Consider the following 15,190-nt stretch of genomic DNA (forward strand, 5'->3'; position numbering starts at 1 on the left):
ATCATAACTATTATGTGCAATAGAAATATTTTTATTTTCTATCTAATTTTCATTTTTTACATACTCCATGATGATTAGAGAATAATAATGTCGACAAAAAATTTAGGAGCTATTTTATGGATCAGAGGCTATTTAAATGGATAAATGACTTAGCAGGAAAAAATACTTTCTTAGATAATATCATGATCTTTGCCTCAAATAAGATGCGCTATATTTTCGCATTTGTTTTATTTTTACTGTGGCAACGAAAAGGTCAAAAAAGGAAAGTATTTTATCGCTCATTGATTTCGCTCATGATTAACTTATGTATTAATGTTCTAATAAAGCAATATAAATTTAGACCAAGACCGTTTATAACCCGTAAAGCCAATCTTTTAATTCCTTCAAAACTTGATTCAACTTTTACAAGTAAACACACTTTGCTGGCCTTTTCTGTTTCAACGATGATCTATCTTTCCAACAAAATTGTAGGCTGCATTATGTTGGGGTTATCAGTACTAATTGGTGTTTCACGAATATGGACGGGGGCTCATTATCCGTTTGATATTATTAGAAGTGCTTTTATAGGTTGTATAGTAAGTAATATTATTAATATGTCTTCGCTGATAAGAAAATAAATATCAAAAACAAGGATGATAGGAGGATATAATTCTTTTATCATCCTTGTTTTTATTCATATAGAACGAATTAATTAAAAACCGCCTTCACCTGGAGTAAAAGGAAAATCAAATTTATTTTCTACTGCACGTAGTCGTTGGTTTAAACGGTTTAATCGGCGAGTATGTTGTTCAACTCTATCATTAACTTGTGTTACTTGCTGGTTCACTCGGTTGAATTCACGATTTAATCGATTGAACTCTTGATTTATTCGTTTTTGCTCATCGTTTTGTCTTTTTAATTCATTATTAAGTCTTGCCAATTCTCGTGTTTGTCGTTCATTTTGTCGTTCTAGTGCAGCTACTCTTCTTTCAAGAGCTGGTTGTCTAGTATCCTCAAATTGTTCCTGATGTTGAACGAATGGAGGATAGTCATTTGGACTATAAAAATTAGGTTGCTGTGGGATAAACTCATGATAATATCCGTATCCGTATGGGTTCATGAAGGAAACGCTCCTTTTTTTATATGGTTGAAATCCTTATAAGTTTATGTGGGTTTTAGCGGACTGTCACGGCTCATGCCTATATGTATGGGCCATATCTTCCTAGTTATTTCTCGGGAAAGCGCAGAAACCAACAAGATGTTACATGTTATTCGATTTTTAAATGAAATTTGTAGAGAGATTCTGGTTAGTATGAATCGTGATGGAAATCGATTTAATTACATAATAATGTTATGTGAACAAGAGTATAATTATATACGACCTAGCATAATAAGAAACGATATTTAGAAAAAAAACTTGCTAAATAACGAAAAATGATATAATCTAAGTCACATGTTTTAAATATATTTTAAAATTTAATAATGTTCAGTCAATGGGTGTTAAAAGATAATAAAGACTTTTAACTTAAAAGGGAAGTTCGGTGTAAATCCGACACGGTCGCGCCACTGTTATGGGGAGCTTCATATCGCAATCCACTGTTTCAAGCATGAAATGGGAAGGGATATGAAGTGAGGAACCTAAGTCAGGAGACCTGCCTATTGTGTGCACTTATTACCTACGCGAAATAGGGAGGAGTGGTGGTCATATGTTGAACCCTTTTATTCATTTCAACTCTAGTTAACTATGTCTATCAATCGTCTCTCTATTAATCCATTAGAGAGGCTTTTTTATTTGAAAAATAAACTACATAGAAGGAGTTAATAAAATGAGTATAAAAAGTTCAAATATCGGTTATCCAAGAATTGGTGAGAATCGTGAGTGGAAAAAGATTTTAGAATTATTTTGGTCAAACGAAATATCTGAGGAACAGTTTTATAGCGAAATGGAACAAATTCGCTTATCACATCTTAGAAAACAGAAAGAAAAAGGAATTGATCTTATTCCTATTGGTGATTTTAGTTATTATGATCAAGTGTTAGATACGGCTGCAATGTTTGGACTTATACCTGAGCGCTTTAAAACCGGTGAAACAAAGATTTCCCTTAAAACCTATTTCGAGATTGCTAGAGGAAGCAGCGGGAAAATTGCGTCAGAAATGACGAAGTGGTTTAATACAAATTACCATTATATCGTGCCAGAGTTAAAGGACGCAAAGCCTACTTTATTAGAAAATCGTTTACTTAACTTGTATTTGGAAGCTAAGAATAAGTTAGGAATACATGGTAAACCGGTTATCCTTGGTCCAATCACATTACTTTCTTTATCTAAAGGATTTGATGAGCAAGAAAGAGCTGAGTTATTAAATTCACTAATAACCTTATATATAGAAGTATTTAAACAACTAAAAGAAGCTGGAGCAGAATGGATTCAGATTGATGAACCAATCTTGGTTAAGAATGTAGAGAAAGAGATAATTAATGAGCTTAAAGAAGTATATACTGCTTTCCAAGGTGGAGTTCCAGATGTAAAGTTCATCCTTCAAACCTATTTTGAAAGCATTGAATTTTATGAAGAGATAACTCAACTACCAGTACAAGGTATTGGTCTTGATTTTGTCCACGATGAAGGTGTGAATTTTGAAAATATAAAAAAATATGGTTTTCCAAATGACAAGGTGCTTTTTGCAGGTGTCGTTGACGGCCGTAATATTTGGAAATCAAGCTTAACTGAAAAAGCTTCTCTATTGAAAGAATTAACTAGCTTCGTTGATGAAAATCAACTTATTGTTCAGCCATCGTGTAGTTTGCTTCATGTTCCAGTAACGGTAAAAAGTGAGCAACAATTAGACACGCAAATAAAAGATGCATTAGCATTTGCTGATGAAAAGCTTGAAGAAATTGTCTACCTAACAAAGTTTGCTAACGATGAATTAGGTGTTGCTGAACTAGAAATCTATGATCAAGCAGTTCATTCGTTGAAAAATTCTGCACATCGTAATGTTCAAATAGTTCATGACGCGATGAAAAATAGGAAAAATGACTCTTCATCACGGATTGATTCAAAAATTCGTAAGGAATTACAAGCAGAACAATTTCAATTACCAATCCTTCCTACTACAACAATTGGTAGCTTCCCACAAACAAAGGAAGTACGTAAACAACGATTGAAATGGAGAAAAGGTGAGCTATCTGCTGCGAAATATGAGAAATATATTCAAAGTGAAATAAAGAAATGGATTGATATTCAAGAAGAGCTTGGATTAGATGTTCTTGTTCATGGTGAGTTTGAGCGTACAGATATGGTTGAGTTTTTTGGAGAAAAACTAGAAGGTGTCGCGATAACGAAATTTGGTTGGGTTCAATCGTATGGCTCCCGTTGTGTGAAGCCTCCTGTTATTTTTGGTGATGTTTATGCAATAGAAAACATGACCGTTAAGGAAACCGTATATGCCCAATCTCTAACAAAAAAACCAGTGAAAGGAATGCTAACTGGACCGGTAACGATCATAAATTGGTCATTTGTCCGTGATGATATTAGCCGTACTGACGTGTTAAATCATGTAGCCTTAGCGATTCGCGCGGAAGTTAAAGCACTTGAGGCAAGTGGAATTAAGATGATTCAAGTAGATGAAGCTGCTTTACGTGAAGGGTTACCATTAAAAGAAGAAAAAACAGAAAACTACTTAAACGCAGCAGTTTATGCATTCAAATTAGCTACATCATCTGTGGAAGATAATACACAAATTCATACACATATGTGTTACTCGAATTTTGATGATATTATTCATGCAATCGATGAACTTGATGCAGATGTAATCTCAATTGAGACATCTAGAAGTCACGGTGAATTAATCGCTTCCTTTGAACAGCATCATTACAATAAAGGAATTGGTTTAGGTGTTTATGATATTCATAGTCCACGTGTTCCAACAATTGACGAATTATCACAAAATATTAAACGTGCACTTGAAGTGTTGGATTACCATGCTTTTTGGGTCAACCCGGACTGTGGCTTGAAAACAAGAGGGGAAGCTGAAACGATTGCAGCATTAAAGGTAATGGTTGAAGCGGCTCTCAATTATCGAGAAAAACTTTATACTGTTGAGACTGTTTAAATAAATTTTTTAGAATGTGATAAAAGGTTCTATTAGATAGAAGAAAGACGAAAGGCACTACTACTGTTTTGGTATGTAGTGCTTTTTTGTCTAGAAAAACAATACTCAGTATTATGTAACAAATGTATTAAATATCTGTGCTTATTAGTTTTGTCTTGTATTAATGCTTTATTATGATTTAAGCTTACAGTAACAGTTTCACTGAGAAATCTATGTAATCCATGAAAATAATGGCTTACATAGATTTCTATGAACTATGAAGTTATTTTTCTATGATCATCCAGATAAAATTCAGAAAAGATTAATAAGCATTACTTATAAGGACAAAAGCTAAAGGAGGTACATAATGGAACATTATCAAATGTATATTAACGGAGAGTGGCTAGGGGAACATTTACCAACGATCGAGGTTATGAATCCGGCTACAAACGCTTGTTTTGCGACTGTTCCAAATGGAGGAAGAGTGGAAGCTGCGCAGGCTGTTGATGCGGCAAGTAATGCCTATATTAGTTGGTCAGATTATTCTGCCTATGAACGTGCAGACTTAATTCACCAATGGCATGATTTAATCAAAGAACAATTAATAGATTTAGCGAAAACAATGACGATGGAGCAAGGAAAGCCATTAAAAGAAGCGATTGGTGAAGTTAACTATGCAAATGGATTTTTATCATGGTATGCAGAAGAAGCAAAGCGGATATATGGCGAAACAATCCCTGCTACTCAACGAAATAAACGTCTTTTTGTGCAAAAGCAACCAGTTGGAGTAGTCGCAGTTATCACCCCATGGAATTTTCCTGCTGCAATGATTACAAGGAAGGTAGCCCCTGCACTAGCAGCTGGATGTACAGTTGTGATTAAACCTGCTGAACAAACGCCGATTACAGCATTAAAATTAGCAAAGTTAGCAGAAGAGGCAGGAATTCCTAAGGGTGTAATTAATGTTGTCACAGGGAGTGCTAAGGAAATTGGTGAGGTCTGGCTCCAGGATGACAGAGTACGAAAATTAACGTTTACCGGATCAACAGAAGTTGGAAAGCTCTTGATGCTGCAATCAGCACAAACTGTTAAAAAGCTATCATTAGAATTAGGTGGGCATGCACCTGTAATAATATTAGAGGATGCAAATATAGATAAAGCAGTTGATGGCGTGATCGCAGCAAAATATCGAAATGCAGGACAAACTTGTATTTGCGCAAATCGCATTTATGTACACGAATCAATTTACCAAGCTTTTATTGAAAAACTAATTCCAAAAGTAAAAGAATTAGCAATAGGAAATGGACTTGATGAAGGGATCGATATTGGACCACTTATTGATCAAGCGGCGGTTGAAAAAGTAATTCTACACATCGAGGATGCAGTATCAAATGGGGCCAAAGTCGAACTTGGTGGTACAAGAAAAGCAGGTTTATTTATAGAACCTACAATTCTTTCCAATATAAATGATCATATGTTGTGTATGAAAGATGAAACATTTGGACCAGTTGCTCCTATTACCACATTCAAAACAGAAGAAGAAGTGATCAAACGAGCGAACAACTCTATCTTTGGTTTGGCAGCATATGTGTTTACAGAAAATATCTCTAGGGGAATAAAAGTAACAGAAGCCCTTGAATATGGAATAATCGGCTTAAACGATGGACTTCCTTCAACACCTCAAGCTCCATTTGGGGGCTTCAAGCAAAGTGGAATAGGTCGTGAGGGTGGCCATCATGGCATTGAAGAATACTTAGAAATAAAATATATTTCACTTGGATTATAGTATCTATGAGAGCTTAGCTAAAATTAGCTAAGCTTTTTTTAATGTCTGGAAATTATAAAATTCTAGTACTGTGGCTAAGCCATAGGCATCCGGCTCCAGCGCCTAGACCCTCTAGGGTCCTTCTATTCATGAGCGTCTTATTTGCCCGAGGCTGTTCAAGGCGCTTGCGCTATTGTTCGTTATTCATGTAAATAATTCAGGATTTGTGAGTAGTGTGATAATAGTGAAAAATTGGTTCAAACCAAGTTAGAAAGAGCTACGAAATAGTGGGGTGATTCAATAAACGAGGAAATTGATTCAAAAAGTCAGAGTAGTGGTTAAATAAATGAGATGAGGGATTCAATAAAATGAAAAAGTGGTTCAAACCAAGTTAGAAAAGAGCTCGAATAGTTGGTTGGTTCAAAAAAAGTGTCGTGGTTAAAACTCGTCCACATTGATTGTTCTTACTAACAAAAAACAATTTTAATAGTAATAGATTCATAATCAATAACATAGTAATAAAAGTGTCGTGATATTAACAGTGATAAAGAGAACCCAATACTATGACACTCACACACACAAACTAACTATTTTTAGAGTTATTAAATAATAATTTTAAATATTAAATTATAATTATTATAAAAAAGTATTGATTTTTAACTGAGAGATGTTATTATAATATCATGTTCAAATAATTGATGAGGTGATTCTTAAATGACTAATAACAGACTTACTACAAGCTGGGGTGCTCCAGTAGGGGACAACCAGAATTCAATCACAGCAGGAGATCGCGGACCAACATTATTACAAGATGTACACCTTTTAGAAAAGCTTGCACATTTTAATAGAGAACGAGTTCCAGAGCGTGTTGTACATGCAAAAGGTGCAGGTGCTCACGGTTACTTTGAAGTAACAAATGATGTGTCAAAATATACGAAAGCTAACTTTTTATCTGAAGTAGGGAAACGTACACCTTTATTTATTCGTTTTTCTACGGTTGCTGGTGAACTTGGATCAGCTGATACAGTTCGTGATCCACGCGGATTTGCAGTTAAATTTTATACAGAAGAAGGTAACTACGATATCGTTGGGAATAATACACCGGTATTCTTTATCCGTGATGCAATCAAATTCCCTGATTTCATCCATACACAAAAAAGAGATCCACAAACACACTTGAAAAATCCTAATGCAATATGGGATTTCTGGTCATTGTCACCAGAAGCTCTACACCAAGTAACAATCCTTATGTCTGATCGTGGCATACCAGCAACATTACGCCACATGCATGGTTTTGGTAGCCATACATTCAAATGGACAAATGCAGAAGGTGATGGAGTTTGGATCAAATATCATTTTAAAACAGAGCAAGGTGTTAAAAACATCAGCCCTGAAGTTGCGGCTAAAATAGCAGGTGAAAATCCTGATTATCATACAGAAGATTTATTCAATGCGATTGAAAAAGGTGATTTTCCAGCTTGGAAATTATATGTACAAATCATGCCTTTAGAAGACGCAGATACTTACCGTTTTGATCCATTTGATGTAACAAAGGTTTGGTCACAAAAAGACTATCCACTAATCGAGGTTGGTCGTATGGTATTAGACAGAAATCCTGAAAACTACTTTGCTGAGGTAGAACAAGCAACATTCTCACCTGGTACACTTGTTCCTGGAGTAGATGTATCACCTGATAAAATGCTACAAGGTCGTTTGTTCGCATACCATGATGCACACCGTTACCGTGTTGGCGCTAACCATCAAGCACTACCGATTAACCGTGCAAGAAATGAAGTGAAAAACTATCAGCGTGATGGGCAAATGCGCTTTGATGATAATGGTGGTAAGTCTGTATACTATGAGCCAAACAGCTTTGGTGGTCCATCTGAAACACCTGAGCATAAGCAAGCAGCATTCCCTGTTTCAGGTGTAGCAGATAGTGTTGGATATGATCATAATGATCACTATACACAAGCAGGTGACCTTTATCGCTTAATGAATGAAGAACAACGTGCACATCTAGTTTCTAACATTGTTGGAGCTATGAAACCCGTTGAAAGAGACGATATTAAGTTACGTCAAATTCAGCACTTCTATAAAGCAGATCCTGAATATGGAACTCGTATCGCTGAAGGTTTAGGGTTAGCAGTTCCAGAATCAGTGAAATAATCGCTTAGCTGATAGATTCATAAATTTCGTTTTTAAAAAATAAACACATTCTCAATAGATTCTTAATTATTCTCATTTAGAGCACCCGTTTCTCGGGTGCTTTATTTTCGTTAAGGAAATTATAAAATTCTTGAACTGTGGATAAGCGCACGACATCCAGCTCCAGCGCCTAGCCACTCGAGGTCATAAGCTAATTTAGAATTGAAGGCAAAAAACGCCTTCTATTCTAAATCATCTTATGCTTGTCGGGGCTGATCAAGGCGCTTGCGCTTTTGTTCCTTATAGGTTTGATTGGATAGTTTTCAAAAAGTATAATGGAATGAGAAAATATGTTTATTTGGAGGTTCAGATGGAAAAGCTCTTTGTTGATGAATCAATAGTAATCAATGCATCAAGTGCAAAAGTTTGGGAGGCGCTTACAAACCGTATTTATTCAGATAAGTGGGCAACTGAGTTCTCAAGTGGAGGCCCGCAATTTTCCATAGAATCAGACTGGAACCTTGGTAGTCCAGTTCTTTGGAAAGGTCAAGACGGAACAGTCATTGTTGAAGGCAATGTCACGGCTCTTAAACCACATAAAATTTTGCGCTTTACTGTATTTGATGTTCGTAGTTCAGAAAGACCTGCTGTTACTGAGGAAGACGGTATTACCTTCAAACTGTCTGAGCAAGATGGAAAGACGACACTCCATATCTTACAGGGGGATTTTTCTGTAATGAATGATGGAGAGAAATACCGTGATTTAAGCACTGAGATTTGGGAAAAAGTACTTCCTAAAGTTAAGAGCATGGCAGAACAAATAAATAATAGTATTACATGAGAAAACGAGGCATTATGATAGCCTCGTTTTTGTTAGAGTCAATTCAAAGTGTTACAACATTTGCAAATGCTTCACTATGCTCTCGACGTTCTTTTCGTACATTTATCCGTTGGCCTGCAGTATTATTAAGCATAACTTCTTCATCAGATTCAGGAATCACTTTTGGAACTTGGACAGGTTTCCCTTGATCATCTAAAGCTACAAATGTTAAAAAGGAAGTCGCAGCAAGCTTCCGTTCACCTGTTCTTAAATCCTCAGCTATCACTTTCACAAATACCTCCATAGAGGAGCGTCCTACAGATGAAACATATGATTTTAAACTAACGGAATCGCTCTGACGTATAGGGACTAAAAAATCAACAGAATCTGTTGACGCTGTTACAACCTCACATCGAGAATGCTTCGCTGCAGAGATCGATGCTACATCATCAATATAACTCATTAATTTTCCACCAAATAATGTATTGTGGTTATTTGTATCCAATGGGAAAACTCTGCTCGTTTTAATGACAAGTGATTCACTGCATTTTTTTTCGGCTCTTCCTACCATTAACATTCTCTCCTGACTTTCTGAAATGATATCCTTGTTTACATTATTCTTTTTTCAATCAACAGCGTCAATTTATTTGTATTAAATCATAACAACATTTTATGATATTGTTTACGAAAACTGGAAAATATACTCATTCTTTATTCCTTTAAGCGTATTTTACCTTTTCAATAAGAAAAAAGCATTTTTACAAAAAGTGATGTTAAATATCGCTAACCATATTATAATGAACATAATCGCACAAATTAAAACTAATTTGAACGAATGTTTTAAAGAATCAGTAAGTAATTTATCTAGGAGGAGATTTGTTTGAATAAAAAAAAGGGTGAAACACATTGGATCATTCCAGATGGATATATTCCACCACTAAGTTCTGGGGAACTTACAAGTCATGAATCTATTTGTATACTAAATTGCAATGAAAACGAGGCGAATATATTTATTTCAATATACTTTGAGGATCGTAACCCAATTGAAAGAATACCAGTAATCGTACAAGGTAAAAGAAGTAATCATCTTCGCACCTCAACTTTAGAGCTTGATGGAGAAACGATACCATTTGGTGTTCCATATTCAATTGAAGTTGAAAGTGATCTTCCAATTATTGTTCAATATAGCCGATTAGACTCTACTCAACCAGGACTAGCGCTTATGTCGACAATGGGATATCCACTAAAATAATTACTAAAAGTATTTAATAATGGAAAGAATAAATTGGTTAGTTAAAATGAAAACGTTTGCGAATCACTACAAATTGATTCATAATACAAGACATAATATATAAGCAATGTTTAGTAGATAGTTTGGGAGTGGTGAAGGATTTTACAATACCTGTTACTACTCCTTTTCACTATATTCATATTTTTATCTTTACTATGATTTCTCGTTTTTGGGTATTAGGTAAATTAAAGGGGTTCAAAAGGGCTATGAAGCATCTAATCTCATATCTTTCAACCAGGTATAGAAACTTAAAAATTAAGTATAAGTTAATCGTTTTTATTTCGATTATCATGGTTGTTTGTTTAGCATTTATCGTAGTCGGATTTAAATATGCTTTTTCTAGTTATGATGAACAAATTTACCGCAAATCATCACAAGTCTTAATCATGTCCTCTAATCGGATTGAAGACGAATTAAAAAATATTGAGGAAGTAACATATAAGATTCTAACTGACAATGTTATTCAAAATGCATTAATCAAAACGAAAGACGAAGTATCTAAATACGAGCAATATCAAATTGAAAGAGAGATTTGGGAAAAGTTAACAAGTTATGTTGGAGCAGAGAAGTATATTCAATCCATTCACCTATTTGATGTAAATGGAACAGAATATCGTGCAGGTGGCACACCATCGTCTCTATTATATAAGCATAAAGAAGAAATGATCACCAAAGCTAAAGCTGGCGATGGGAGTAATGTGTGGGTTTCGCTTAAAGATTCGAAGAATTCAATTTTTTCAACAAGACAGTTAAAATCATCTCGGAATTTAAGTCTTGAGGAATTAGGAACCTTAGTAATTGAAATTAAATTAGATGAAATTGTTAAAGAACTCCCTAGAGAGTGGGAAGGGCAAGAAGGTATTATTATCATCTCAAAAGGTGAAGACATCTTTTTTACGGAAAAGCCTTTTACCCATCTAGATAAACTTAATTTTACAGTGAATACTAATCAAGGCTATCAATTCCAAAAAGTGTATGGCAGAAGTTTCTTCGTGACACATTCAAAATCCCCGTATGCAAATTGGACATATTGGAATGTGATACCATTCGGAACGATGTTTGCCAAGGTAACGGCTATAAAATTTGTGGTGATTTTTTTATTCCTTTCACTCTTTTTAAGTGCGATTTATTTAGTTATTCAGTTTTCGAAACGAATCACAAATCCGATCGAAAATTTAGTATCCGCCATGAAATATGTCCAAAATGGAGATTTTAAAGTTGCTGATACCTTTAAGCCCTCACAGGTTCATGATGAGGTTGGAATTCTCCATCGGAATTTTTTCGTCATGATCGAGCGAATTAATGAGCTTATTAAAGAAAATTATGAAAAGCAGCTTTTAGTTAAAGATACTGAATTTAAAGCTTTACAGTCTCAAATAAATCCACATTTTTTATATAATACTCTCGAATCAATCAATTGGTTAGCAAAGATTAATAAACAACAGCAAATATCTAAAATGGTAGAATCTCTTGGCTATTTATTACGGAATGCTATTAGTTTAAAAGATGATGTCATCACAGTGCAAGAAGAGATCGAAATGGTCGAACATTATGTAACCATTCAACGATTCCGTTTTGAAGAACGTTTGGATTTTCATTTATCGATTCATGAAGATGTTAAGGAATGTGTGCTACCTAAGCTTATTGTTCAACCATTGGTTGAAAATGCGATTCATTATGCATTAGAAATGATGATTGAGCCGTGTATGATTAGTGTTTCAGCATATAAAAACGGTGATTTGCTTCACATCTTTGTTGAAGATAATGGCATTGGTATGGACGAGCAGCAGCTTGAAAGCGTGAGAAAAGGTGAAATCAAAACGAGAGGTAATGGAATAGGATTACGTAATATCGACTCTAGAATTAAGTTCGTCTTTGGTAATCAATATGGTTTACAGATTGACAGTAAGATCAATAAAGGAACAAAGGTACTCATTGTCATACCATATCAAACGAGGTGGGACTATGCATAAAGTATTATTAGTTGATGATGAGAGAATTATATTAGAAGGGATTTCAAGCATCATAGACTGGGAGGAAATAGGGACTGAATTAATCGGAACAGCAAGAAATGGTCTTGAAGCCTATGACATCATTATAAAAGAGCTCCCAGACATTGTCATTTGTGATATTAAGATGCCTGGATTAAACGGACTTGAATTAGTTAAGAGAGTATCAAAAGAACACCCTTTTATTAAATTTATCATCCTATCGGGCTTTAGTGAATTCGACTATGCTAAACAAGCAATGGAATATGGTGTGAAACATTATCTGTTAAAGCCGTGTAATGAGAATATCATTATTGATGCAATGAAAAATGTAATCAATGAATTAACGAGTGAAGAAAATAGAGAACGGTTTTTATTGGATATGAAAAGCCGTCTTGAACAAATACAGCCTTATGTTAAAAAACAATTGCTAAAAGAATTTATAACAAGTAAAACTGATGGTAACAGGGGTATTCAATTTTATGAAAAGCTTTTTCATATTAATTTTCAAGAAGAGGAAATTAGGTTGATTGTGTTTCGACTAGAGGGAGACTATCATTATGAACATATGTTTGTTATTGAAAACCTAGGAGAAGATCTTTTTGCCCCATCGATTTTATCAACAAATATAGGAGAATATGTTTTGTTTCTTGTAAATGATGACAACTTTTCAAGCCTGCAGGAAAAGATCGAACAACTAAGAACTCATTTCTATGAAATCTATGAAATGGATATGACTGTTGCAATTAGTGAGGTTGATTCTATCTCACAGGCAAGAAGACTCTATTTAGAAGCACTTGAATGCTTGAATCATCGCTTTTATTTAGGTGAAGGAAGTATTATAACTAAAAGTGATATTCGCCATGAAAAACAACTTTATAATTTTGATTACGATGGACAAAGTCTTTGTCTGTTAATAAAGTCAGGGAATTGGGAAAAGGTAGAGTGTGAAATTTCTGGTTTTTTTCATGATTTAACCGAAAGAATGCTTTCTACAAGTTTAACCCGTTCCTATGTCATGCAGCTATTTTTACTAGTGATACAAAGCTCAGATTCAAAAGGAATTCAAAATTATATGGAAAAAATGTCTTCATTAATGGATATGGATACAATTCAGCAAATGAAAGAATTTTTTGTTATGATTGCACATGAGATTACTCAGGTTCATTATGAAAGGCACAAATCCAACCACTCAGCAGTCATTCATAGCATGATGGACCTTGTTCATAAGCATCTTGGGGATACTGAGCTTTCACTTAAATGGGTAGCAAACAAAGTATACATGAATGCTGATTATTTAGGTAAGTTGTTTAAACAGGAAACCGGAGAGAAATTTTCAAGCTATGTTACACAGGTTCGAATTAATAAAGCAATTGAACAGATAGAGCTGATGGATGATGTGAAGGTGTTCACACTAGCTGAAATGATTGGATTTGGTGATAATCCACAATATTTTAGTCAGGTGTTTAAGAAATATACTGGATTTTCTCCATCAGAATATCGAAAAGCATATTTACAATAATTTAAACTCATTATCTAATTTCGCTTATTTAGATAATGAGTTTTTTTGTTTTGGAAACTATATAATTCTAGTAAAGTGGCTAAACACTCTAAAATCCTGCTCCAAAGTCTATGAATAGGATTAAAGAACAATGTTTCAATGGTAAGAATACTCTGTTTTTTAAACATAGATAACTGATTTTTAAATTCAAATCGTGTGAAAAAGCCTATAAAATATACCTTGTAAGCGTTAACAGGATAATGAAAAGGGGGATATAGAAATGAAGAAGTTTCTGTTTTTGTTGCTATCAGTTGTAATGGTATTTTCTTTAGCGGCATGTAGTGGAAGTAGTTCATCTGGTGGATCTAGTTCTGGTTCTGATAGTGGTAAAGGTGATGGTGAAGACGAAAAAGTTACACTCCGCATTGCTTGGTGGGGTTCTCAACCAAGACATGACTATACACTTGAGGTAATAAAAATGTATGAGGAGCAAAATCCGAATGTGAAAATCCAAGCTGAATATGCAAGCTGGGATGATTATTGGAAAAAGCTAGCTCCACAAGCATCAGCTCAACAATTACCAGATATTATTCAAATGGATCTTTCTTACTTCTCCCAATATGCTGAAAATGGACAGTTAGCAGACTTAACACCATTTTTAGATAAACAAATTGATGTAACAAATTTCAGTGATAATATCATTGATGGTGGGAAACTCGGTGATAAATTATATGGATTTAACGCTGGGGTAAATGTTGTTGGCTTCCATTATGATCCTGAGTTGTTGAAAAAAGTAGGGGTAGATTCCCTAGATGAGAATTGGACATGGGATGATTATAAGGAATTGGCTAAAAAAGCAAAAGATACAGGCGTATTTGTTGATACAGGAATGAAAGCAGATGTATTTTTTAACTATTATTTAAGAACATTAGGAAAATCACTTTATAGTAAAGACGGTACTACTTTAGGTTATGATGATGATCAGTTATTTGTAGATTTCTTTGAAATGACTTCAAATATGGTAAAAGATGGTGTTGTACCAACTCCAGATTATTTAGCTCAATTAAAAGGGATTGAAGATGATCCAGTTGTTACGAAAGATGCACTTGGAATTTGGCAATGGTCCAACCAATTTGTAGGTTTACAACAAGTTGCAAATAGACCATTAGGCATTCATCCTATGCCAGGGCCAGGAACAAAAGAAGGCTTATACTTAAAACCTAGTATGTTCTGGTCGGTTGCAAATAATTCTAAGCACCAAGAAGAAGCTGCGAAATTCATTGATTTCTTTGTAAATGATATTGAGGCTAATAAACTGATTTTGGGTGAGCGTGGTATTCCTGGTTCATCTGCAGTCAAAGAGGCGCTTAAACCTGAACTATCTCCTGAACAAGTTCAAGTATTTGATAGTGTAGAATGGGCTGAACAAAATAGTTCAGAATTCGATGGTCCAGACCCAATTGGTGCTGGAGAAGTAATCGAACTTCTTGATAGTTTGTCAGAGCAAATGAATTATGGTCAGCTTGAGGTTAAAGATGCTGCAAAACAGTTTAGACAACAGGCAGAAAGCATTTTGTCTCAAAATAAATAATTGTAGATTCATA

General features: G+C 34.7%; 11 protein-coding genes and 1 riboswitch. Of the genes, 9 read left to right on the forward strand and 2 right to left on the reverse strand.

The window, feature by feature from the left end; genetic code table 11:
- Positions 1–116 precede the first annotated feature (116 nt).
- Positions 117–617: a phosphatase PAP2 family protein gene (locus HUW50_RS20810; RefSeq protein ID WP_185653193.1), complete on the forward strand. Its 501-nt coding sequence runs from the start codon at positions 117–119 to the stop codon at positions 615–617.
- 74 nt (positions 618–691) lie between these two features.
- On the opposite strand, the gene HUW50_RS20815 is transcribed toward HUW50_RS20810, so the two are convergent.
- Entirely contained in the window at positions 692–1,099 is a 408-nt protein-coding gene (locus tag HUW50_RS20815) for a hypothetical protein (protein WP_185653194.1), read from the reverse strand.
- A 358-nt stretch (positions 1,100–1,457) separates the two neighbouring features.
- Positions 1,458–1,653, forward strand: a riboswitch (cobalamin riboswitch).
- Positions 1,654–1,805: 152 nt separating this feature from the next.
- Between HUW50_RS20815 and metE the strand changes: the two genes are divergently transcribed.
- From metE to HUW50_RS20835, 4 genes are all read left to right on the forward strand, one after another.
- Positions 1,806–4,094, forward strand: coding sequence for a 5-methyltetrahydropteroyltriglutamate--homocysteine S-methyltransferase (gene metE, locus HUW50_RS20820; protein WP_185653195.1), 2,289 nt, complete (start codon positions 1,806–1,808; stop codon positions 4,092–4,094).
- A 346-nt stretch (positions 4,095–4,440) separates the two neighbouring features.
- Positions 4,441–5,859, forward strand: coding sequence for an NAD-dependent succinate-semialdehyde dehydrogenase (locus HUW50_RS20825; protein ID WP_185653196.1), 1,419 nt, complete (start codon positions 4,441–4,443; stop codon positions 5,857–5,859).
- 693 nt (positions 5,860–6,552) lie between these two features.
- Entirely contained in the window at positions 6,553–8,007 is a 1,455-nt protein-coding gene (katA, locus tag HUW50_RS20830) for a catalase KatA (protein WP_066340434.1), read from the forward strand.
- 349 nt (positions 8,008–8,356) lie between these two features.
- A complete protein-coding gene (locus tag HUW50_RS20835) occupies positions 8,357–8,827 on the forward strand; it encodes an SRPBCC domain-containing protein (RefSeq protein ID WP_185653197.1) in 471 nt (156 codons plus the stop codon).
- A 43-nt stretch (positions 8,828–8,870) separates the two neighbouring features.
- On the opposite strand, the gene HUW50_RS20840 is transcribed toward HUW50_RS20835, so the two are convergent.
- Entirely contained in the window at positions 8,871–9,377 is a 507-nt protein-coding gene (locus HUW50_RS20840) for an acyl-CoA thioesterase (RefSeq protein ID WP_066340440.1), read from the reverse strand.
- A gap of 309 nt (positions 9,378–9,686) precedes the next feature.
- Here HUW50_RS20840 and HUW50_RS20845 point away from each other — a divergent pair, with 309 nt between their 5' ends.
- The 4 genes from HUW50_RS20845 to HUW50_RS20860 all read left to right on the forward strand — a co-directional run bounded on the left by HUW50_RS20845 (position 9,687) and on the right by HUW50_RS20860 (position 15,177).
- Positions 9,687–10,058: a sensory rhodopsin transducer gene (locus HUW50_RS20845; protein ID WP_066340443.1), complete on the forward strand. Its 372-nt coding sequence runs from the start codon at positions 9,687–9,689 to the stop codon at positions 10,056–10,058.
- A 245-nt stretch (positions 10,059–10,303) separates the two neighbouring features.
- A complete protein-coding gene (locus tag HUW50_RS20850; RefSeq protein ID WP_185653198.1) occupies positions 10,304–12,070 on the forward strand; it encodes a cache domain-containing sensor histidine kinase in 1,767 nt (588 codons plus the stop codon).
- The gene (locus tag HUW50_RS27410; protein WP_066340457.1) at positions 12,063–13,607 is read left to right on the forward strand and encodes a response regulator transcription factor; all 1,545 of its coding nucleotides are present in this window, start codon (positions 12,063–12,065) and stop codon (positions 13,605–13,607) included. The genes HUW50_RS20850 and HUW50_RS27410 overlap by 8 nt, the downstream gene beginning before the upstream one ends.
- A gap of 259 nt (positions 13,608–13,866) precedes the next feature.
- Positions 13,867–15,177 (forward strand): ABC transporter substrate-binding protein, encoded by a 1,311-nt coding sequence (locus tag HUW50_RS20860; protein WP_066340461.1) that lies wholly within the window; start codon positions 13,867–13,869, stop codon positions 15,175–15,177.
- Positions 15,178–15,190: the final 13 nt, after the last annotated feature.

Origin of the sequence: Metabacillus sp. KUDC1714 (assembly GCF_014217835.1) — a bacterium.
GTDB classification, from domain to species: Bacteria; Bacillota; Bacilli; order Bacillales; family Bacillaceae; genus Metabacillus; species Metabacillus rhizosphaerae.

Coding starts and splice junctions, on each gene's coding strand:
- metE (WP_185653195.1), top strand. CDS start 1,806: ATGAGTATAAAAAGTTCAAATATCGGTTATCCAAGAATTGGTGAGAAT.
- HUW50_RS20850 (WP_185653198.1), top strand. CDS start 10,304: ATGAAGCATCTAATCTCATATCTTTCAACCAGGTATAGAAACTTAAAA.
- HUW50_RS20825 (WP_185653196.1), top strand. CDS start 4,441: ATGGAACATTATCAAATGTATATTAACGGAGAGTGGCTAGGGGAACAT.
- HUW50_RS20860 (WP_066340461.1), top strand. CDS start 13,867: ATGAAGAAGTTTCTGTTTTTGTTGCTATCAGTTGTAATGGTATTTTCT.
- HUW50_RS20835 (WP_185653197.1), top strand. CDS start 8,357: ATGGAAAAGCTCTTTGTTGATGAATCAATAGTAATCAATGCATCAAGT.
- katA (WP_066340434.1), top strand. CDS start 6,553: ATGACTAATAACAGACTTACTACAAGCTGGGGTGCTCCAGTAGGGGAC.
- HUW50_RS20810 (WP_185653193.1), top strand. CDS start 117: ATGGATCAGAGGCTATTTAAATGGATAAATGACTTAGCAGGAAAAAAT.
- HUW50_RS27410 (WP_066340457.1), top strand. CDS start 12,063: ATGCATAAAGTATTATTAGTTGATGATGAGAGAATTATATTAGAAGGG.
- HUW50_RS20815 (WP_185653194.1), bottom strand. CDS start 1,099: ATGAACCCATACGGATACGGATATTATCATGAGTTTATCCCACAGCAA.
- HUW50_RS20840 (WP_066340440.1), bottom strand. CDS start 9,377: ATGGTAGGAAGAGCCGAAAAAAAATGCAGTGAATCACTTGTCATTAAA.